23 protein-coding genes are annotated in these 18,863 nt (G+C 63.2%); 1 reads left to right on the forward strand and 22 read right to left on the reverse strand.

Annotated features, from left to right (window positions below; genetic code table 11):
- Positions 1-4: 4 nt before the first annotated feature.
- The 12 genes from SCL_RS01610 to pstS all read right to left on the reverse strand — a co-directional run bounded on the left by SCL_RS01610 (position 5) and on the right by pstS (position 11,373).
- A complete protein-coding gene (locus SCL_RS01610) occupies positions 5-811 on the reverse strand; it encodes a class I SAM-dependent methyltransferase (protein ID WP_096359360.1) in 807 nt (268 codons plus the stop codon).
- Positions 812-927: 116 nt separating this feature from the next.
- Positions 928-1,440 carry a DUF1269 domain-containing protein gene (locus tag SCL_RS01615; RefSeq protein ID WP_096359362.1) on the reverse strand — a complete coding sequence of 171 codons (513 nt, stop codon included), beginning with the start codon at positions 1,438-1,440 and terminating at the stop codon, positions 928-930.
- Between the two features lie 168 nt (positions 1,441-1,608).
- The gene (typA, locus tag SCL_RS01620) at positions 1,609-3,429 is read right to left on the reverse strand and encodes a translational GTPase TypA (protein WP_096359364.1); all 1,821 of its coding nucleotides are present in this window, start codon (positions 3,427-3,429) and stop codon (positions 1,609-1,611) included.
- An 83-nt stretch (positions 3,430-3,512) separates the two neighbouring features.
- The gene (gene hslO, locus SCL_RS01625; RefSeq protein WP_096359366.1) at positions 3,513-4,388 is read right to left on the reverse strand and encodes an Hsp33 family molecular chaperone HslO; all 876 of its coding nucleotides are present in this window, start codon (positions 4,386-4,388) and stop codon (positions 3,513-3,515) included.
- An 84-nt stretch (positions 4,389-4,472) separates the two neighbouring features.
- Positions 4,473-4,853, reverse strand: a complete 381-nt coding sequence (gene trxA / locus SCL_RS01630; protein ID WP_096359368.1) for a thioredoxin — start codon at positions 4,851-4,853, stop codon at positions 4,473-4,475.
- A gap of 128 nt (positions 4,854-4,981) precedes the next feature.
- Positions 4,982-6,055 (reverse strand): inorganic phosphate transporter, encoded by a 1,074-nt coding sequence (locus SCL_RS01635; protein WP_096359370.1) that lies wholly within the window; start codon positions 6,053-6,055, stop codon positions 4,982-4,984.
- Between the two features lie 15 nt (positions 6,056-6,070).
- The gene (locus SCL_RS01640) at positions 6,071-6,712 is read right to left on the reverse strand and encodes a DUF47 domain-containing protein (protein WP_096359372.1); all 642 of its coding nucleotides are present in this window, start codon (positions 6,710-6,712) and stop codon (positions 6,071-6,073) included.
- Between the two features lie 187 nt (positions 6,713-6,899).
- Complete coding sequence (gene phoU, locus SCL_RS01645; RefSeq protein ID WP_096359374.1) at positions 6,900-7,616, reverse strand: phosphate signaling complex protein PhoU; 717 nt, start codon at positions 7,614-7,616, stop codon at positions 6,900-6,902.
- Between the two features lie 22 nt (positions 7,617-7,638).
- Positions 7,639-8,406 carry a phosphate ABC transporter ATP-binding protein PstB gene (pstB, locus tag SCL_RS01650; protein ID WP_096359376.1) on the reverse strand — a complete coding sequence of 256 codons (768 nt, stop codon included), beginning with the start codon at positions 8,404-8,406 and terminating at the stop codon, positions 7,639-7,641.
- Positions 8,406-9,251, reverse strand: a complete 846-nt coding sequence (pstA, locus tag SCL_RS01655) for a phosphate ABC transporter permease PstA (RefSeq protein ID WP_096359378.1) — start codon at positions 9,249-9,251, stop codon at positions 8,406-8,408. Before pstA ends, pstB begins: the two co-directional genes overlap by 1 nt.
- A 3-nt stretch (positions 9,252-9,254) precedes the next feature.
- Complete coding sequence (gene pstC, locus SCL_RS01660; protein ID WP_172425874.1) at positions 9,255-10,226, reverse strand: phosphate ABC transporter permease subunit PstC; 972 nt, start codon at positions 10,224-10,226, stop codon at positions 9,255-9,257.
- A 70-nt stretch (positions 10,227-10,296) separates the two neighbouring features.
- A complete protein-coding gene (pstS, locus tag SCL_RS01665) occupies positions 10,297-11,373 on the reverse strand; it encodes a phosphate ABC transporter substrate-binding protein PstS (RefSeq protein WP_096361796.1) in 1,077 nt (358 codons plus the stop codon).
- A 73-nt stretch (positions 11,374-11,446) separates the two neighbouring features.
- Here pstS and SCL_RS01670 point away from each other — a divergent pair, with 73 nt between their 5' ends.
- A complete protein-coding gene (locus tag SCL_RS01670) occupies positions 11,447-11,650 on the forward strand; it encodes a hypothetical protein (protein WP_096359380.1) in 204 nt (67 codons plus the stop codon).
- Here the strand turns inward: SCL_RS01670 and SCL_RS01675 are convergent.
- The 10 genes from SCL_RS01675 to SCL_RS01720 all read right to left on the reverse strand — a co-directional run bounded on the left by SCL_RS01675 (position 11,647) and on the right by SCL_RS01720 (position 18,854).
- Positions 11,647-12,246, reverse strand: coding sequence for a DUF6691 family protein (locus SCL_RS01675; protein WP_096359382.1), 600 nt, complete (start codon positions 12,244-12,246; stop codon positions 11,647-11,649). The two genes, SCL_RS01670 and SCL_RS01675, sit on opposite strands and share 4 nt — an antisense overlap.
- Positions 12,243-12,761, reverse strand: a complete 519-nt coding sequence (locus SCL_RS01680) for a YeeE/YedE thiosulfate transporter family protein (protein WP_096359384.1) — start codon at positions 12,759-12,761, stop codon at positions 12,243-12,245. The genes SCL_RS01675 and SCL_RS01680 overlap by 4 nt, the downstream gene beginning before the upstream one ends.
- A 175-nt stretch (positions 12,762-12,936) precedes the next feature.
- Positions 12,937-14,058, reverse strand: a complete 1,122-nt coding sequence (gene arsB / locus SCL_RS01685) for an ACR3 family arsenite efflux transporter (protein WP_096359386.1) — start codon at positions 14,056-14,058, stop codon at positions 12,937-12,939.
- Positions 14,055-14,483: an arsenate reductase (thioredoxin) gene (gene arsC, locus SCL_RS01690; RefSeq protein WP_096359388.1), complete on the reverse strand. Its 429-nt coding sequence runs from the start codon at positions 14,481-14,483 to the stop codon at positions 14,055-14,057. Before arsC ends, arsB begins: the two co-directional genes overlap by 4 nt.
- A gap of 20 nt (positions 14,484-14,503) precedes the next feature.
- On the reverse strand, positions 14,504-14,941 hold the full coding sequence (locus SCL_RS01695; protein WP_096359390.1) for a hypothetical protein: 438 nt from the start codon (positions 14,939-14,941) through the stop codon (positions 14,504-14,506).
- 19 nt (positions 14,942-14,960) lie between these two features.
- Positions 14,961-15,893 carry a sulfurtransferase gene (locus SCL_RS01700; protein ID WP_096359392.1) on the reverse strand — a complete coding sequence of 311 codons (933 nt, stop codon included), beginning with the start codon at positions 15,891-15,893 and terminating at the stop codon, positions 14,961-14,963.
- Complete coding sequence (locus SCL_RS01705; protein WP_197702673.1) at positions 15,890-17,263, reverse strand: hypothetical protein; 1,374 nt, start codon at positions 17,261-17,263, stop codon at positions 15,890-15,892. Before SCL_RS01705 ends, SCL_RS01700 begins: the two co-directional genes overlap by 4 nt.
- Positions 17,260-17,676: an OsmC family protein gene (locus SCL_RS01710; protein ID WP_096359396.1), complete on the reverse strand. Its 417-nt coding sequence runs from the start codon at positions 17,674-17,676 to the stop codon at positions 17,260-17,262. Before SCL_RS01710 ends, SCL_RS01705 begins: the two co-directional genes overlap by 4 nt.
- A gap of 42 nt (positions 17,677-17,718) precedes the next feature.
- Positions 17,719-18,555 (reverse strand): alkaline phosphatase family protein, encoded by an 837-nt coding sequence (locus tag SCL_RS01715; RefSeq protein WP_172425875.1) that lies wholly within the window; start codon positions 18,553-18,555, stop codon positions 17,719-17,721.
- A gap of 68 nt (positions 18,556-18,623) precedes the next feature.
- Positions 18,624-18,854, reverse strand: coding sequence for a thioredoxin family protein (locus SCL_RS01720; RefSeq protein ID WP_096359400.1), 231 nt, complete (start codon positions 18,852-18,854; stop codon positions 18,624-18,626).
- Between the last annotated feature and the right edge of the window lie 9 nt (positions 18,855-18,863).

Consider the following 18,863-nt stretch of genomic DNA (forward strand, 5'->3'; position numbering starts at 1 on the left):
GTTCTTAGTTTCGTACAAGATATACGTCGTAGCGCACCAGTTTTCCCGTCAGGCTCATGCTCGGGTCCGGCGCGAGCGGCGGGGCATCGTCGGGGCGCTTCACCACCACGCGGTCGCGGGCGATGCCGCGGCTGATCGTCAGCAGTTCCGGCGCATCGGTATCGTCGCCGACCAGCTCGCGCAGCAGGCGCATTTCCTTTTTCACCGCCGCGGACTTGCGGCGTTTCGGCGGAAACATGGGATCGAGATAAATTGCGTCGGGGCGCGGCGCGATGGCGGGCAGCAGCGCGCGGGCGTCGCCGCCCACCAGTTCCAGGCGCCCGGTCAGCAGGGCTCCGGTCAACGCCGTCAGGCGCTGCAGACCGTCCCGGGCCAGCGCCGCGACCACGGGCGAACGCTCGATGGCGGTGACGCGGAAACCCATGAGCGCCAGCAGCAGCGCATCCTGGGCATAGCCGGCGGTGGCGTCCACGATGACGCGGGTTTTTTTGCCAAAGGCACGCGCCAGCGGCTGGCGGCGCGAGAGATTCGCGCTGTAAGGCCGAAGGTCGAGATGCGAGAAATCCACGTATACGGGATGTATGCGCGGATCACGGCGGTTTCGCAGTTCAAGATGTTCGGGCGTGAGGGCCAGCAGCAGATCGAAGCCGGCCTCCGCGGTTTCTGCCAGCGGCAACATCAGTTCCCGCGCCAGTTCCGTGGTGTGTGCCCTGCTTGCGTCATCGTCTCCGGCCAGAACCGCGATGCTGGCCGGCGCGTGCCGGGCGGCGCCGAAGGCGGGAGCGGAACGGCGGGCCGGGAGCGAGGTCATGGTGCGGCAAGCATAAACATTCCCCGGTGGCGGCGCACCATGCCCGATCGGCCGTGGCGGGAAACAGAAAACCCCGCCAGGCGGGGTTTTCTGTCCGGTCAAGAACGGAGGATTTTTTAAGGGAATGCCGGGATGGTCGGGTCGCGTCCGCGCGCGGCGGCATCCGGATACTGCTCGCGTATCATGTCGCTGATTTCCCCGATCTGGTCCTTGGGCACGTCGACCATCAGCAGGATTTTTCCCTGTTCGATGTCGCGGGAGAATTTCCGCAGGCGGGTGTTGGGAACATCCGCCGCAATCATGCCGGAGGCCCACACGCCGACGATGGCGCCGATCAGGCTCATGGCCAGGATCACGCCGAGTCCCATCGCCAGGCCGGAGGGCGGAAACATCATGGCGACGACGCCGGCGACGGCTCCGGTGGCGCCGCCCACGACCAGGCCCAGGGCGAGGCCGTGGAGCTCATCGCTTTTCTGGAGCATGGTGGCTTCGGGCAGGTCGTTCAGCGACACGCCTTCCCGGGCCAGAAAAAACACATGCTCTTGTTCGATGCGGGCCAGCAGCAGCTTGTTGAATACCGCTTTCGCGGTCTTGACGTCGGGGAGCAGAAAATAAAGCCGTCTTCTCATCGCAACCTCCTCCCGCCATGGCGGACTGGTGTCAGACAGAGACCACTTTACATCTGTGGCTACGGACAAAGCATAGCCGAAGCACGCCGGCATCCCAACGAGATGCCGTACTTTTAGTATCAGATTTTCCGGGAAACTGCCGCGACGGGTGTCGTTACGCCAGTGGAATCAACCGGCTGCGGCGCGATCGGCGCGCTTGCGGTCGGTTTCCTTCAGGAAGCGCTTTCGCAGACGCAAGTGGTTGGGCGTTATCTCCACCAGTTCGTCGTCATCGATGAACTCGATGGCGCGTTCGAGCGTGAGTTCGATCGGCGGCACCAGGATGACGTTCTCGTCCGAGCCCGAGGCGCGCATGTTGGTGAGCTGCTTGCCCTTCATGGCGTTGACCACGAGATCGTTGTCGCGCGTGTGGATGCCGATGATCATGCCCTCGTACATGTCCTCGCCCGGGCCGATGAACATGCGCCCGCGCTCCTGCAGATTGAACAGGGCGTAGGCGACGCTCATGCCGTTGCCGTTTGAGATCAGCACGCCGTTGATGCGGCCGCCGACCAGGCCTTTCTTCTCCGGACCGTAGTGATCAAACACGTGATAGATCAGGCCGCTGCCGGCGGTGGCGGTGAGGAAGTCGGTCTGAAAGCCGATCAGCCCGCGCGCGGGAATCATGTACTCGAGGCGCACGCGGCCCTTGCCGTCCGGTTCCATGTTGAGCAGGTCGCCCTTGCGCTGGCCGAGTTGCTCCATGACCGCGCCCTGATGCTGGGTTTCGATGTCCACGGTCAGCTGCTCGTACGGCTCGTGGGTCTCGCCGTTCACCTGCTTGGTGATGACCTGCGGGCGCGACACGCCCAGCTCGTAGCCTTCGCGCCGCATGTTCTCGAGCAGGATGCCGAGGTGCAGCTCGCCGCGCCCGGAGACGCGGAATTTGTCGGGGCTGCCGGTGTCTTCCACGCGCAGCGCGACGTTATGGATCAGCTCGCGTTCGAGCCGCTCGCGGATCTGGCGGCTGGTGACGTATTTGCCGTCCTGGCCGGCGAACGGGGAATTGTTGACCTCGAAGGTCATGGTCACGGTCGGTTCGTCCACCGACAGCGGCGGCATGGCCTCGACGGTATTCGGATCGCACAGGGTGTCGGAGATGCGCGGGCCCTCGATGCCGGTGATGGCGATGATGTCGCCGGCCTCGGCCTCGGGCACTTCGGTGCGCTCCAGCCCCATGAAGCCGAGCACCTGCAGAATCTTGCCGTTGCGGGTCTTGCCATCGTGGTCGATGACCGTGACCGGCTGGTTGGACTTCACCTTGCCGCGGGTGATGCGGCCGATGGCGATGGCGCCGACGTAGCTCGAGTAGGCGATGCTCGACACCTGCATCTGGAACGGGCCTTCGGGGTTGACCTTGGGCGGCGCCACGTGCTTGACGATGGTCTCGAACAGCGGCGTCATGTCGCCTTCGCGTATGTCTGGCGTGAGCCCGGCGTAGCCGTTCAGCGCCGAGGCGTACACCACCGGAAAGTCGAGCTGTTCGTCGGTCGCACCGAGCTTGTCGAACAGGTCGAAGGTCTGGTTCAGCACCCAGTCCGGGCGCGCGCCGGGGCGGTCGATCTTGTTGATGACGACGATGGGCTTCAGCCCCTGCGCGAAGGCCTTGCGCGTGACGAAACGCGTCTGTGGCATCGGTCCGTCCACGGCGTCCACCAGCAGCAGCACCGAGTCAACCATCGACAGCACGCGCTCGACCTCGCCGCCGAAGTCGGCATGACCCGGGGTGTCCACGATGTTGATGCGGTAATCGTTCCAGCGGATCGCGGTGTTCTTGGCCAGAATGGTGATGCCGCGCTCGCGTTCGAGGTCGTTCGAGTCCATGACGCGCGTGCCCATTTGCTGGTGCGCGGCGAAGGTGCCGGACTGTTGCAGGAGCTTGTCGACGAGCGTGGTCTTGCCGTGGTCGACGTGGGCGATGATGGCGATGTTGCGCAATTTCTGAATCATTGGATTTACCGTTTACGTGGGGGTCACAGCCAAAAGGCCGCGCATTATACACGTTTACCGGGGGAAAAGCCTACCGGGGCAGGCTAGTGGCGCGTCGGAGTGGCCGGGGTGCTGTGCAGGCTGGCAAACAGCTGTTCCGCGTCGATCCGGTCGAATTCGTAGCGGCTGCCGCAGAACTCGCAGTCCACCCGGACCGCCCCCTGTTCCGCCAGGATCGAGTGGATTTCGCCGTGCCCGAGCATGCGCAGCACCGACTCGACCCGGTCGCGCGAGCAGGAGCAGCGGAAGCTCACCGGCGCGCGCGAGAACAGGCGGATGTCCTCTTCATGGTACAGGCGGCGGATGATCTCGGGCACCGGCAGCGCCAGCAGTTCCTCGCGCGTGATGGTCGAGCCCAGATGCACGGCGCGATTCCAGGCGTCGTCGTCCAGCTGCGGGTCCCCGGGCAGCCGTTGCAGCAGCATCCCGGCTGCCTGGTTGGGATCGGAGGCGAGCCACAGGCGCGTGGCCAGCTGCTCCGAGCGCGCGAAATAATTTTCAAACGCCTCGGCCACGGTCAGCCCTTCGAGATTCACGATGGCCTGGTAGCGTTCCCTGCCTTTCTGCGGGTCGATGGTCACGGCGAGACGACCGTCGCCGACCAGTTCGGAAAGCGGCGCATCCGGCACGGCGCCGTTCCACTGCGCGATGGCGCGCATGGTGCGGTCGCTGGTGCACTCGACCACCAGCAAATTGACCGGCCCGTTGCCCTGCACCTGCATGATCAGCCGGCCGTCGAACTTGAGCGTGGAAGTGAGCAGTGCCGCCGCGGCCATCAGTTCACCGAGAATGTCGCGCACGCGCGGCGGGTAGTCGCGCCGTTCGAGCACCGCCTGCCAGGTGGCGTCGAGATGCACGATCTCGCCGCGGATCGGGGCGTTCTCGAAGATGAAGCGTTGCAGCGAATCGCCGGTGGTCATGGCAGTCCCTTCATCCTCAGTATAACCCCCGGGCATGCCGGTGGAGGAAGTGACGGGAAAAAGCGATTTCCAAGAGAGTGCGCGTCAGCCTTTGTTCGCGGCGCTGGCCTGCTCCTTTTCAATCTCGCGGCGGACTTCATTCATGTCCAGCGCCTTGGCTTTCTCGATGACCTGCTCGAGGGCCGCGGCCGGGAGCGCGCCGGGTTGGGCGAAGATGATGATCTTCTCGCGGAAAATCATCAGGGTCGGGATCGAGCGGATCTGGAAATAACCGGCCAGCGCCTGCTGTTCCTCGGTGTTGACCTTGGCGAACACGACATCCGGGTGTTTTTCCGAGGCTGCCTCGTACGCGGGCGCGAACGAGCGGCAGGGCCCGCACCAGGGCGCCCAGAAATCCACGATCACCATGCTGTTGCCGTTTACGACCTGATTGAAATTTTCCTGCGTTACTTCGATGGTAGCCACATTATCTCCAGCGGGCATCACGCGGACGCCCTGATTTCGGGTTAAAGAAAAACTTTACCGCCAGACGCGGCGTCTTTGAACATGAATAAGGGCATATCCGGGAATATCAAGCCGCGGCACCGGTGTTGTCAGCCCAGCGCGGATTTCAAGGCATGGAACATGATGGCGGCGAGCAGTCCCGTAACGGGAATGGTGAGTATCCAGGCCAGCAGCAGGCGGCGGGTGATGCCCCAGCGAACCGCCGACACGCGCTTGACGGCGCCCACCCCCACGATCGAACCGGTGATGGTGTGGGTGGTGCTGACGGGAATGCCGAAGAACTGGGTGAGGTAGAGGGTGATGGCCCCGGCGGAGTCGGCCGCGACGCCTTCGACGGGCCGCAGCTTGGTGATGCGCGTGCCCATGGTACGGATGATGCGCCATCCACCGGAAAGCGTGCCGAGCGCGATGGCGGCAAAACAGGAATACTGAACCCACAGGGGGATATGGGCTATGTGCTGTTTCCCTCCGCGGATGACGGTATCGACCACGGCCCAGTCGGGCAGTACGGCGCCGGCGCTTTGCTGGTGTGCGTATACCAGCAACGCGGCGGAAATAATGCCCATCACTTTCTGGGCGTCGTTGCTGCCATGCCCGAGGCTGAACGCCGCCGAGGACACGAGCTGCGTGCGCCTGAACCAGCGGTCGGCTTGCGAGGGATTGGCCCGGCGGAACAGATTGGCGATGACGATGGAGATCATCATGGCCAACAGCATGCCGAGCAACGGCGCCATGAAAATAAAACCGAGCGTGAGATAGATTTTCCCCATGTCGGCCAGCACCGCGAACCCGGCCTTGGCGATGGCGGCGCCGGCGAATCCGCCGAGCAGGGTGTGCGAGGAACTGCTCGGGATGCCGTACCACCAGGTGAAGAGGTTCCAGGCAATGGAGGCCAGCAGCCCGGCCAGGATCACCGTGAGGGTGATGGCCTCGGTTTTCACGATCTTCGCCACGGTGTCGGCCACGTGGAATTCGAAACCCAGCAGGCTGTGCTGGGCGAGAAACAGCACCACGCCATTGAAGAACGCGGCCCAGCACACGGCTTGAATCGGGGTCAGGGCCTTGGTGGACACCACGCAGGAAATCGAGTTCGCCGCGTCATGAAAGCCATTGATGTAGTCGAACAGCAGGGCGAGCGCAACCACGACAATGAGCAGGGTCATGCGGACACTCCCGGCTCAGGAGTATTTGACGATCATGCTGGAAATGGCATTGGCCGCGTCCTCGCATTTGTCGGTGGCGGTTTCGAGGGCGGACAGGACCTCCTTGGTCTTGATGAGCATGATCGCATCCTTCTCCTCGTCGAACAGCTGGGCGATGGCCATGTCGAAGATATCGTCGGCATGGTTCTCGATGCTGTTGATTTTCACGCAGGCTTCGCGGATGAGTTCCGGCTTCTTGATGTCCTTCAGGTTCGAGACGGCGGCGTGCAGTTCCTGCGCGCCCTGCAGGACCAGATCGGCCAGCTTGCACATGGACGGAGGAATCTCGGTGAGCTTGTAGAGATCGATGCGTTTCGCCGCGCCGTGGATGAAATCCACCACGTCGTCGAGCGAGGCCACCATGGCATGGATGTCTTCGCGGTCGAACGGGGTGATGAAATTGGTGCTGAGTTCGTTGAGCGTTTCATGGGTCAGGTTGTCGCCGATGTGCTCCAGGTGCTCGATTTCCCGGATGAGTTCCTTGCGCTTGTCGGCCGAGGCGGTATTGACCATCTCGACCAGTGCCCGGGACGTGGCCAACAGATTGGCCGAGGCCTTTTCAAAGAGCCGAAAGAATTTCTTGTCCTGCGGTATCAGGAAACTCAGGAAGTTGGCCATGGCTGTTGTCCGAAGCAGGTGGCGCGAAGTGCCAACGCCGGGAAAAATTATCGTGATTTATGGCAGGCGAATGATAAGCGATTTCCGGCCAAAGTCAGCCTGCATTTGTTACGCTGCCGGCAATGGCGTCTGGCAATGCCGGGCATGACGCAAAAACAAATCTTGGAATGATTCCAGGGGGGGGCGGTTATCGCCCGTGTCCGAGGATTTCCTTCTCGATCTGTTCGAGGCTGGTGTGGCGCACGTCCTTGCCCTTCACCAGGTAAATGATGTATTCGCAGATGTTGCAGGAATGGTCGCCGATGCGCTCGAGCGCGCGCGCCGCCCAGATGACGTTGAGCACGCGCGTAATCGTGCGCGGGTCTTCCATCATGTAGGTGATGAGCTGGCGCATGGCGCCGTCGTATTTCTGGTCGATCTTGATGTCCTCGCGCGCCACCCGCACCGCCGCCTCGATATCGAGGCGCGCGAACGCGTCGAGCGCGTCGTGCAGCATGTGCCGCACATATCCGCCGAGCGCCTGGATCTCGGCGTAATTGTTTTTGGGGCGTTCCTCGGCCGCGAGCCGGACGGCCATGCGCGCGATTTTCTCGGCCTCGTCGCCGATACGCTCGAGGTCGGTGATGGTCTTGATGACTGCCACCACGAGTCGCAGATCACTGGCCGCCGGCTGACGCCGGGCAATGATATGGTTGCATTCCTCGTCGATGGTGACTTCCATCTTGTTGACCTGGGTGTCGTGCATGATGACCTTTTCACCCAGCGCTGTGTCGCCCTTGATCAGCGCCTCGATGGCCTGTTCGATCTGCTGTTCCACGAGTCCGCCCATTTGCAGCACGCGCGAACGGATATCCTCCAGTTCGGCGCTGAATTGGCGGGAAATATGGGTATGCATTTGCTCCATTGGTTGGCTCCTCCGGTCGGCGTCAACCATAACGACCGGTGATGTAATCTTCCGTCTGCTTCTTCGACGGATTGGTGAAGATGGTGTTGGTGTCGCCGAATTCCACCGCCTCTCCCAGATACATGAAGGCGGTGAAATCGGATACGCGCGCCGCCTGTTGCATGTTGTGCGTAACGATGACGATAGTATAGTTCTTTTTGAGTTCGTAGATCAGTTCCTCGATCTTCAGCGTCGAGATCGGGTCGAGCGCCGAGGCAGGTTCGTCGAGCAGCATCACTTCCGGTTTCACGGCGATGGCGCGCGCGATGCACAGCCGCTGCTGCTGGCCGCCGGAGAGGCTCATGCCGCTCTGGCGCAGCTTGTCCTTGACCTCGCCCCACAGCGCCGCCTGTGTTATCGCCCATTCCACGCGATCGTCCATCTCCGAACGCGACAGCTTTTCATACAGGCGCACGCCGAAGGCGATGTTCTCGTAGATGGACATGGGAAACGGTGTCGGTTTCTGGAACACCATGCCGACCCGCGCCCGCAGCCGGAACAGGTCCGTTCCCGGCGCCAGGACGTTTTTGCCGTCCAGCAGGATGTCGCCGGTGGCGCGCTGGCCCGGATAGAGCTCGTACATGCGGTTGAAAGTGCGCAGCAGCGTGGACTTGCCGCAGCCGGAAGGCCCGATGAAGGCGGTGACCATGTTGGTGGCGATATCCAGGCTGATGTTCTTGAGCGCCTGGTATTTGCCGTAAAAGAAATTCAGGTCGCGCACCTGAATCTTGCTGTTGATGTCGTTCGCCATCAGTGTTCCAGTCGCGCGTTGCGCAACAGGGTCCGCGCCAGGATGCTCAGCGCCAGCACGCTCAGGGTGATCAGGAGCGAACCGGCCCAAGCCAGCGTGTGCCATTCCGGATACGGGCTCATGGCAAACTGGAAGATCACCACCGGCAGGTTGGCCATGGGCTGCGTCAGGTCGGTGCTCCAGAACTGGTTGCTGAGCGCGGTAAACAGCAGCGGCGCGGTTTCGCCGGCAATGCGCGCGACCGCCAGCAGCACGCCGGTGAGGATGCCGGAAAGCGCCGCGCGGTAGGCCACGAGCGAGATCATTTTCCAGCGCGGCGCGCCCAGCGCCAGCGCCGCCTCGCGCAGCGGGTTCGGCACCAGCCGCAGCATCTCCTCGGTGGTGCGGATCACGACTGGCAGCATGATGATGGCGAGTGCGACCGCGCCGGCGAGCGCGGAGAAATGTCCCATCCGGATCACGACCATCTCGTAAACAAAAAGACCGATAATGATCGACGGCGCGGACAGCAGGATGTCGTTGATGAAACGGATGGTCGCGGCCACCCAGGTGCGGCCGCCGTATTCCGCGAGATAGGTGCCGGCGAGAATGCCGACAGGCGTGCCGATCACGGTCGCCAGCCCCACCATGATCAGGCTGCCGACGATGGCATTGGCCAGCCCGCCGGTGGCGCCGGGCGCCGGCGTGTTCAGATGAAACAGATTCCAGTCGAAGGCCGCCACGCCATAGCTCAGGGTGGTCCAGAGTATCCAGAACAGCCAGAACAGGCCGAAGATGGTGGCGAGCAGTGAACCCGTGAGGTTCACGATATTGACGGTGCGTCGCCGAAAGTAGCGCAGGTCCATGGATCAGCTTTTGGCGCTGTCGCGCGACTCCAGCCCGAGCAGCAACAGCTTGGCCAGCGCCAGCACGACGAAGGTGATCATGAACAGTACCAGTCCGAGCGCGATCAACGCGGAAGTATGCATGTCGCCCACGGCTTCGTTGAATTCGTTCGCCAGCGTCGAGGCGATGGAATTTCCCGGCTCGAACAGCGAGGCGCTCAGCCGGTGGGTGTTGCCGATGACGAAGGTCACGGCCATGGTTTCGCCGAGGGCGCGTCCGAGGCCAAGGAAAATGCCGCCGACGGCGCCGACGCGCGTGTACGGCAGCACCACGTTCCACACGACTTCCCAGTGCGTGGCGCCGACGCCGTAGGCCGACTCCTTGAGAAACTTGGGTGTGGTAAGAAACACGTCGCGCATGAGCGCGGTGATAAAGGGAATGATCATGATGCCGAGAATGATGCCGGCGGGCAGCATGCCGATGCCGAGCGGTGCGCCCTGGAACAGGGCGCCGATGAGCGCGGTGTCGCCGAATCGCGCCTGCAGCCAGGGCTGGACATGCTGCGACATGACGGGCGCGAACACGAACAGCCCCCACATGCCATAGATGATGCTGGGAATGGCCGCGAGCAGTTCGACCGCGGTGCCGATCGGGCGACGCATCCATCCCGGCGCGACCTCGGTGAGAAATACCGCGATGCCGAAGCTCATCGGCACGGCGATAAGCAGCGCAATCAGGGAGCTGACCAGTGTCCCGTAGATGGGCACGAGCGCGCCAAATTGTTCGGTCACCGGATTCCATTCGTCGGTCACGAGGAACTTCGGGCCGAACGCGACCAGGGCCTGCCAGCCGCCGGTGAACAGGGACACGATGATCCCGCCGAGAATCACCAGCACCAGCCAGGCCGAGCCGGTGGTCAGGGCCTGGAAGAAACGGTCCATCAGGCGTTGCCGCCCGCTGATGGTGTCGGAAATGTGCGAATGGACGATGTTCATTATTATGAAAAGAGAAAGCGGGGTCCTGACGGACCCCGCTGCACACGGCCTATTTCAAGTGAGGCAAATTCTACTTCTGGACCATGCTGTCGGTCCAGACAGCTTTTCCGCTCGCATCCTTGATCTCGTTTTTCCACGTTTCCTCGACCAGTTTGACGACGCTGGCCGGCATGGGCACGTAATCCAGTTGCTCGGCGAGCTTGTCGCCGTGGTGATAGGCCCAGTTGAAAAACTTCAGCACCTGCTGGGCGGTTTCGTTTTTTTCCTGTTTTTTGTACACCAGGATGAACGTCGCACCCGTGATCGGCCAGCTCTTCGCGCCCGGCTGATCGGTCAGCATCAGATTGAAGCCCGGCGTGCCTTTCCAGTCGGCGCCCGCGGCCGCGGCCTGGAACGTTTCGCTGTCCGGCTTCACGAACTGGCCGGCCTTGTTCTGCAGCTGGGCAAACGTCATCCTGTTCTGCAGCGCGTAGGCATACTCGACGTAGCCGATCGCGCCCTTCAGGCGCTGCACGTACGAGGCCACACCCTCGTTGCCTTTGCCACTCACGCCGGTGGGCCAGGCGACCGAGGTGTTGTTGCCGATTTTTTCCTTGAATCCGGTGCTGACCTTGGACATATAGTGCGTGAAGATGAAAGTAGTGCCGGAACCGTCAGCGCGCGACACGACGGTGATTTTGCTGTTCGGCAGTTTCACGCCCGGATTGAGCTTCTGGAGCGCGGCGTCATCCCAACTGGTGATCTTGCCGAGGTAAATATCGGCGAGCACCGCGCCGGTAAGTTTCAGTTCGCCCGGCTTCACGCCTTCCAGGTTCACCACCGGCACCACGCCGCCCATGACCATGGGGAACTGCGTCAATCCGATCTCGTTGAGTTTTTCCACTGTGAGCGGCGCATCCGAGGCGCCGAAGTCCACGGTCCTGGCGGTGATCTGCTTGATGCCGCCGCCCGAGCCGATGGACTGGTAATTCATGCTGATGCCGGTCTTGGCCTTGTAGGCCTCGGCCCATTTGGCATAGATCGGGTAAGGGAAGGTCGCGCCCGCGCCGTTGATGGTTTCGGCCGCCTGCGTGAAACCGGCGGTCATGCCGAGCGCCATCGCCGCGGCAGTCACTGTGGCTTTAAATCGTTTGGGAAAGATACGCATTTTTGTCATGTCTCCATAATGTCGATAGTCGCTGAATGCGGGGCGCATCATGCCCGGCGAATGTGACGGAGATATGACAGCGATCGCCCGCCACGAACTGCTTGAAATCCGGGGTTTCGCCTGTCTTGAGGGCCGGCCGTTGCTAGGCTGTCAGCAGCTGGATGACGCGGTGGTGACGAAGTGCCTGGTTTGCGGGGCGACACATCCCTGCGTCATTGCCGGTTCGTTTTTCAACGAACCGGCAATGACGCAGGCGAAATGGCGGATCGGGTGTTAACTGCCGGAAGCCAGTTCCTTGGCGCTGATCTTCCCGCCGCGCCGGGATTCAAACCAGTTGCCGATAAGGAAACCGCCCGCCGCCATGCCGGCCAGCAGCAGCAGCCACAGCCAGGTCGGCAGACCGGTCAGCCCGGAGAGGGTCTGGCCCGCCGGCCCCTTGCCCGCCTGATATACCGTCTGCAGCGAGTCGTACGACAAGCTGAACACCGTCATGCCTATCATCATGCCGAGCATGAAGAACAGGGCGTCGAGACGGCCGGCGAACAGGCCGACCACGGAAGTGCCGGGGCAGTATCCGCCGATGGCCATGCCCGCGCCCAGCAGCGCGCCACCCAGCGCCATGGCCCAGAAGAACATGGTGGGGATTTTCAGGGCGTCGAAGCGCAGCCACCCGGCTACGTCGAACAGCCACAAGCCGATCGCCGCCACGACGATGGCGGTGAACATGACCCGGAACACGGTCCAGTCGCGCAGCGCGAACTGGGCGGTCAGCTTGCGCGGGCTGCTGAGCCCCGCGGACTCGATGAAATAGCCGAACAGGACGCCGGCCAGCACAAGAAGCGGGATGCCCGGATTTTCGAATGGAAAGTTCATTGCCAGATCCTCCCTGCCACGGCCGCTACCAGCAGTCCGGCGGCGAAAAATGCGATCAGAAAGACGAAGGACGCTACCGCCAGCACCGCGCCGCCCGACAGGCCCAGGCTGCTGGTGCAACCACCCGCGAGCGATGCGCCGAAGCCGCTAAGTATGCCGCCGCCCACGGCAAACCCCATGCGCGCGCCCGCGCTTGTGTGCGGTCCGCGTTCGATCTTGAAGCGAAAGCGCCCCGCAATGAGGCTGCCCGCCAGGCCGCCAATGGCCGCGCCGGCGAGTTCCCAGCTGAGCCAGGAGTTCAGCGGATGCGTCGCACCCAGGTAGTTGCCGAGATAGGAATTCATCTCGGTCCAGTCGGGCGCCGCCAGAGTTCCCAGCCAGGCCAGCACATTGGTGAAGAAGCCGCTCGCGCCGAGGCCGTGCCCGGAGATCAGAAACATCCCCATCAGTGTCAGACCCAGCCCCACGCCGGCGGCCAATGGCGGGAAAAACTCCCGCGGTTTATGTTCAGTCACGATGAACCTCCTTTTGATGGCACATGACGATGAATAATCTAGATTCGTTCGCGTGACGGAATATTGATCTGCGTCAATCCTGCTTGTGACAAAGCACGTTTAGTTTTGGAAAAACCGTGAGTATTGATCTTTATCAACCATGTCGACGCCGGCCTGATCGTGATCAGGGGAGTGGTTATCGGGCGATGTGGATGGCCGGGCAGCATTCAGCGTAACCGGGAATACCCGGCCTGGCTTCGTACCAGCCGCGGCTGGCGTTGACGATTTTGACGACGGAGAGCATGACTGGCACTTCGATCAGCACTCCCACCACTGTCGCCAGCGCCGCGCCGGACTGGAAGCCGAACAGACTGATGGCGGCGGCCACGGCGAGTTCGAAGAAGTTGCTGGCCCCGATCAGCGCCGAGGGACCGGCCACGCAATGCGCCACACGGAAGCGGCGGTTGAGCAGGTAGGCCAGCCCGGAGTTGAAATACACCTGGATCAGGATCGGCACCGCCAGCAGGGCGATGACCAGCGGCTGGGCCAGGATTTGCTCGCCCTGGAAGCCGAACAGCAGCACCAGCGTCGCCAGCAGCGCCGCCAGCGACGGCGCGTGCAGGCGCGCGAGCATGCGTTCCAGGGCCGCGGCCCCGCCGCGCCGGAGCAGTTGCGTACGCCAAGCCTGCGCCGCCACCACCGGGATGACTATATATAGTACGACCGACAGCAGCAGGGTGTCCCATGGCACCGTGATCGCCGACAGCCCCAGCAGCAGGCCCACGATCGGCGCGAAGCCGAAAATCATGATCGTGTCATTCAGCGCCACCTGCGTGAGCGTGAAATTCGGCTCGCCGCGGGACAATCGGCTCCACACGAACACCATGGCGGTGCAGGGCGCGGCCGCCAGCAGGATCAGGCCGGCGACATAGGAATCGAGCTGCTCGGCCGGCAGCCAGCCGGCGAAGGCGTGGCGGATGAACACCCAGGCGAGCAGCGCCATCGAGAACGGCTTGACGCCCCAGTTGATGAACAGCGTCACGCCCACGCCCTTCCAGTGACGGCGCACCTCGCGCAGTGCGCCGAAGTCCACCTTGAGCAGCATCGGGATGATCATCAGCCAGATCAGCAGCGCCACCGGCAGGTTCACGCGCGCCAGTTCCATTTTGCCGATCGCCTGGAACGGCCCCGGGAACAGATGCCCGAGAGCCACGCCCGCGGCGATGCAGGCGAACACCCACAGCGTCAGGTAGCGCTCGAACGCGCCCATGGGATTGCCCGCGGCACGCTTGCCGGTGACTTCGCATTGCGCGCTCATGGCTTCAGCCCGCCGATCAGATTCTCGACCCGGCCTTTGACCTCATCGCGTGTGGCGCGGAACTTTTTCATGATCTCGTCTTCGGTGCCGGTCGCTTTCGCCGGGTCTTCCAGCGGCCAGTGTTTTTTCTGCACGCCGGGCGGCAAAACGGGGCAATGTTCGTCGGCATGACCGCAGACGGTCACGACCAGATCGGCCGACGCCAGCATCTCCGGTGTCACGCGCGTGGATTCCTGGTGCGAGATGTCCACGCCGGCCTCGCGCATGACCGCGATGGCGCGCGGGTTCTTGCCATGCGCCTCGATGCCGGCGGACATGGCCTCGACCCGGTCCCGGCCCAGATGATTGGCCCAGCCCTCGGCCATCTGCGAGCGGCAGGAATTGCCGGTGCAGAGAAACAGGATTTTTGTCTTGCGTTGGTGCATGCGTTCCTCGTTTAGTGATGTCATTTCAGCCGGTAGCCGGCATGGCAGGCGACGCATTGCTGCGTCACTTCCGACAGCGCCTGCAACGCCGGGCGCAAATCGCGGCGTACGCCCGCTTCTTCGGCCACGCGCGCGAAGCGGCTCGCGGCGCGGTGCATATTGGTCCCGATGTCCTGCATCGGCTTCGGCATGTAAGGGGCCATGTGCCCGGCGCCGTGCGACTCGAGCGAACTCATGCCGATACGTTGCTCGGCGATCTGGGCCGCGCGCCCGGCCTCGTCGCGCGCCAGCGCGGCCTGGATCTCGTGCAGCGCCGCGAGATGGTCGCGCATGTTCGCCAGCATGTGCGCGCGCATCGGCGGCGGCAGTTCGATCGCCACGCGCGCGTCCGGCACGGCCAAAGCGGTGGGCCCGAAGAACAGGGCAGCGAGCGCCATGGTGCTGATGATTCTTTTCATGTGATCTTGTCTCCTGGCTTCACAGATCGAAATCTCCATCGTAGGGTTTGTCGCCCACGACCACCGGCAGCGACAGATTATTGCCCCAGTCGTCCCAGCCGCCGTTGTACACGCGCACGTCACGATAGCCGAGGGTCTTTAGTTGCAGCCAGGCGAGGGTGGAACGGAAGCCGTCGTGGCAGTAGGCGTAGACGGTTTTGTCTTTCGGCACATCGCGGTAGAGCGCCGCCAGTTCGTCCGCTGCTTTCCAGGCCTGGTTCTGGCCATCCACGCCTTCTAGACTCACGATATTGATTGCTCCGGGAATGTGTCCACCCTGGATCGAGTGCTGCACCAGCTTGCCGCTGTACATGTCGCGCGGGCGCGCGTCGAGCAGCACGATGCCGGGATCGCGCCGCGCCACCACGTCGCTGTAGACGCCGGTCCACTCGACCGCCATTTTGCGATTGGCCGGCTTGAGCGTGACGTTGCCGCGCGGGCGCTTAGCCGGCTCTTTCGACAGCTTGTTGAACGCGGTCCAGCCGAGGGCGCCGCCGTTGAGGATTTTCACGCGCCGCATGTCGAAGCCATACAGCTCGAGCAGATAATAGAGTCGCGAGGCGAGCGCCGTCATCGAGTCGTCGTAGATCACGAGGGTCGAGTCGTTGTTGACGCCCCAGGCGCGCAGCGTCGCCTGGAACGCCTCGCGCACGGGAAAGCGCATGGTCGGATGTCCGAAGTTGTCGCCCAGATCCTTGAAGCGCTGCACCTGCACCGCGCCCGGAATGTGCCCGACCGTGGAGTAACGATGCGGGTGGTAACGCACCTCCAGCACCACGAGTTTCGGATCCTGAATGTGCTGTTCCAGCCATTCGGCGTTTACCAGGAAATCCGCCGCCCGGACGCCGGCCGGCGCCAGCAGGCACAGCAGCGCGACGATCAGAAATACATTTGTTCGGAATGTTGTTTTCACGCGCCCTCCGGACAGTTCCTCGTCGCCTGCATCCAGGCCGCGAGGGTAGTCAGGTTCTCCGGCACCACCACGACCGGTGCGAAGCCGCCGCCGGGGGTACGGAAGTTCGTGGTCTGGCCCTGGTACAGGCGCGCGGCCAGCGCCTGGATCGCGCCGTCGTAGACATAGGCGCGGATGTCGAGCTTGAGATCCTGGGTGTCGCCATTCACCTGCAAGGCGCGTTCGCTCGGCGGCACGGTTTCCTGGGCCACGTAATCCGCGCCGAGAATCTCCGACCACACGCGCTTGGTGAGTTTGTCGCCGCGGTAGGCGGCCTTGCTGCCGTAACCCGCCGCCGGCTTGAAGAAATAACGCCGACGTTCGGCCCATAACGCCTCGGCGTGTGCGGCGTCCACAGCCACGGTCCGGGGCACGCCGCGCATCAACGTTTCGATCGTTGTCGCTGGCAGATCGAGGGCGCGCAGGAAATCCGGGTCCGAAAGCGACACCAGGTTGCGCTTGTCGGCATACAGCGCGTGCGCGCGTGGGTGCGGCGTGAGCACCACCGCGCCGGCTTCATAGGCCGCACGCAGGGCGGCGTGCTCCGGTGCCGCGAGATAAAAATCCGTCAGGCGGTTATAGACCAGGTCGATGTGTTGCGCGCCGTGCCACAGCGCGCTGTCGCGCCAGACCAGCTCGCGCGCATCTGCAATTACAGCTTCGAGGTTGTTGCGCTCGAACAAGGCGCGGAACAGCAGGAACTCCGGATACAGATATTGTTCCGCGGGCGCGTCGTCCACGATGGCGATGCGCACGAGCGGCTGATCGCCGCGGCTGCGGCGCCACTCGGCCCGGAACATTTCAACGATATTGTTCTCGATCTGTCCGGTATTTCCGGACGATGCCACGAACGGTTCGGCCTCGGTACAGCAGGCATGCTGCGCCCGCGTCAGCGCCGCCACCAGCAGCGCCCCGCCGGCATTGGTGTTGATCTCGATCAGCCGCGGCCCTCCGGGATCGAGATGGAAATCGTAACCCAGGAACACGCCGCGCGGGCCGGGGTCGAGGCGCGCGATGCCCGGAGTGCGCGCGAGTATTTGCTCCTGGTACCCGGGCAGGCGCACGACGGATTCGATGGCCTGGATGGTCGCGTCCATGGCGCGCGCCTGGGCGGCCGACACGAACACCGGCGTGGCTGAAAAAGCGTGCGGACGTTCGCTCCAGGGCGGTTGCGCCAGCGCCGCCGCGTCCGGCGCCAGACCCAGCGCCTGCGCCAGGCGCGGGGTGTCGAGCGTGCGGCACAGGCAATCGCGGTTGAGTTGCGCGGCCAGGTCGGGCGCGGTATCGCCGTTCATTATCGTGGCCGGAGATGTTTTCGATATATCGTTCATGACTTTTTCCCGGCGGCGCGCCGGATAGTGCCGGTGATGGTGGTGCCGGCCGCCAGCGTGTTGTACACCGTGCCGTACTTCATTACGTTCTGGTGCAGCAACTCCAGGCGCCGGTCGTTCTCGTCGGTATCCACGGTCAGCGTGTACTCGACGCTGGCCATTTTGGGCGGGGAGTCCTGGCGCACGCCGCGCAACGTAATCTCGACGCCACGGAGCTTGAAATGCAGCATCGGTGTGACCCGCTCGATGCCCTTGATCATGCACCCGGCGAGCGCGGCCAGCAGCAGCTCGGCCGGGTTGAAGGCATCCATGCGCCCGTCGACGTCGGTATCGAGCAACAGCTCCGCTTCCTTGCAGGAGGCGAGGCTCCCGTGCGCGTCCAGTCGTTCAGCGTTGACACCGTATTCAAGCATGATGATGTGCCTCGTGTTTCGTCCAGGTTTGTCGGCCGTGCCCTAACGGACAAGGACCCCGTGGCGCATCTTTGCCGCTACGGCCGGCGCTTCGTCGGCCGCAAGAATTTGCTGCACCGTGCTTCTCAGCCCAGTGATGAGATAGGTTCCGGGCGGCAGCGGGGTAAACTCCTGCCCACCGGCCAGGATCAGCGGAAGCTTGTAGTCCTCGGGATCACGGGTGCCGTGCAGCCGCCCATGCCCGGCGTGATCGCTCGTTACCACGATCAGGTGCGCGCCGCGTTTGCTGACGGCCTCGAACAGCGGCGCCAGCGCCATGTCGATGTAAGAAAGCTCGTCGAGATATTCCGGCGAGAGCCAGCCGTAGTCCGTGCCCGCGTTTTCGAGCCCGCTCACGTGCAGGAAAACAAAACGCCTGCCGTCCTTTGCGAAGAAGGCAAGGGTCTGGTCGACGCCGTCGTCCCGCGCCAGCGCATGCTTGTCCACCGCCTTGCTGACCAGATAGCCGAGTTTCGGCTTGGCGTAATAGAAGGCCGTGCGGAATCCGCGCCGCTTGGCGTCGTCAAACAACGTCGGTTTCGCCACCGTCGGCATCCCCGGCTTCCAGTTATTGTCGGTTTTGCCGTTTTCCTCCGGCGTGAGTCCCGTCAGCATCGCTGTGTGCGCGATCAGGGTCTTCGGCGGGTCGACGCTCTTTCCTTCCAGGGTGTAACGCCCCGGCCGCATCAGGGCGTGCAGCGTCGGCGAGGTCTTTTTGCTTAGCGCGTCGGGATGCAGGGCATCGATCGAAACGATGAGCACGGTCTCGATATCGCGGGCAAACCCCGGCGCGGCGAACAGCAAACCGAGCAACAGGATCCCGAACGTACTCTTTGCCATGACCGCACTCCTCATCCTGGTTGATGCATGACGCGAACCCGGAGTGACGCCAGACATGGCGTCCCGGTTCACAGCCAGTTCTCCACCTTTTTCATGTCCGGCACGCCGCCGGCGTGCACCACCTTGCCGTCGATCACCACGCCGGGCGTGGACATGACGCCATAGGCCATGATGTCGGCGATGTTCTCGACCTTTTCCAGATCGACCGCGACGCCCCTGGCGCGCGCCGCGTCCTCGATGAGTTTCACGGTGGCCTTGCAGTTGGCGCAGCCGGTGCCGAGTACCTTGATGTGTTTCATGTCGTGCCT

Origin of the sequence: Sulfuricaulis limicola (assembly GCF_002355735.1) — a bacterium.
GTDB classification, from domain to species: Bacteria; Pseudomonadota; Gammaproteobacteria; order Acidiferrobacterales; family Sulfurifustaceae; genus Sulfuricaulis; species Sulfuricaulis limicola.

Excerpts from the sequence above, each read along its gene's own strand:
- SCL_RS01610 (WP_096359360.1), bottom strand. The coding sequence starts at position 811 with ATGACCTCGCTCCCGGCCCGCCGTTCCGCTCCCGCCTTCGGCGCCGCC.
- SCL_RS01615 (WP_096359362.1), bottom strand. The coding sequence starts at position 1,440 with ATGAGAAGACGGCTTTATTTTCTGCTCCCCGACGTCAAGACCGCGAAA.
- typA (WP_096359364.1), bottom strand. The coding sequence starts at position 3,429 with ATGATTCAGAAATTGCGCAACATCGCCATCATCGCCCACGTCGACCAC.
- hslO (WP_096359366.1), bottom strand. The coding sequence starts at position 4,388 with ATGACCACCGGCGATTCGCTGCAACGCTTCATCTTCGAGAACGCCCCG.
- SCL_RS01635 (WP_096359370.1), bottom strand. The coding sequence starts at position 6,055 with ATGACCCTGCTCATTGTCGTGGTTGCGCTCGCCCTGCTGTTCGACTAC.
- SCL_RS01640 (WP_096359372.1), bottom strand. The coding sequence starts at position 6,712 with ATGGCCAACTTCCTGAGTTTCCTGATACCGCAGGACAAGAAATTCTTT.
- phoU (WP_096359374.1), bottom strand. The coding sequence starts at position 7,616 with ATGGAGCAAATGCATACCCATATTTCCCGCCAATTCAGCGCCGAACTG.
- pstB (WP_096359376.1), bottom strand. The coding sequence starts at position 8,406 with ATGGCGAACGACATCAACAGCAAGATTCAGGTGCGCGACCTGAATTTC.
- pstA (WP_096359378.1), bottom strand. The coding sequence starts at position 9,251 with ATGGACCTGCGCTACTTTCGGCGACGCACCGTCAATATCGTGAACCTC.
- pstC (WP_172425874.1), bottom strand. The coding sequence starts at position 10,226 with ATGAACATCGTCCATTCGCACATTTCCGACACCATCAGCGGGCGGCAA.
- pstS (WP_096361796.1), bottom strand. The coding sequence starts at position 11,373 with ATGCGTATCTTTCCCAAACGATTTAAAGCCACAGTGACTGCCGCGGCG.
- SCL_RS01670 (WP_096359380.1), top strand. The coding sequence starts at position 11,447 with ATGACAGCGATCGCCCGCCACGAACTGCTTGAAATCCGGGGTTTCGCC.
- SCL_RS01675 (WP_096359382.1), bottom strand. The coding sequence starts at position 12,246 with ATGAACTTTCCATTCGAAAATCCGGGCATCCCGCTTCTTGTGCTGGCC.
- arsB (WP_096359386.1), bottom strand. The coding sequence starts at position 14,058 with ATGAGCGCGCAATGCGAAGTCACCGGCAAGCGTGCCGCGGGCAATCCC.
- arsC (WP_096359388.1), bottom strand. The coding sequence starts at position 14,483 with ATGCACCAACGCAAGACAAAAATCCTGTTTCTCTGCACCGGCAATTCC.
- SCL_RS01695 (WP_096359390.1), bottom strand. The coding sequence starts at position 14,941 with ATGAAAAGAATCATCAGCACCATGGCGCTCGCTGCCCTGTTCTTCGGG.
- SCL_RS01705 (WP_197702673.1), bottom strand. The coding sequence starts at position 17,263 with ATGAACGATATATCGAAAACATCTCCGGCCACGATAATGAACGGCGAT.
- SCL_RS01710 (WP_096359396.1), bottom strand. The coding sequence starts at position 17,676 with ATGCTTGAATACGGTGTCAACGCTGAACGACTGGACGCGCACGGGAGC.
- SCL_RS01715 (WP_172425875.1), bottom strand. The coding sequence starts at position 18,555 with ATGGCAAAGAGTACGTTCGGGATCCTGTTGCTCGGTTTGCTGTTCGCC.
- SCL_RS01720 (WP_096359400.1), bottom strand. The coding sequence starts at position 18,854 with ATGAAACACATCAAGGTACTCGGCACCGGCTGCGCCAACTGCAAGGCC.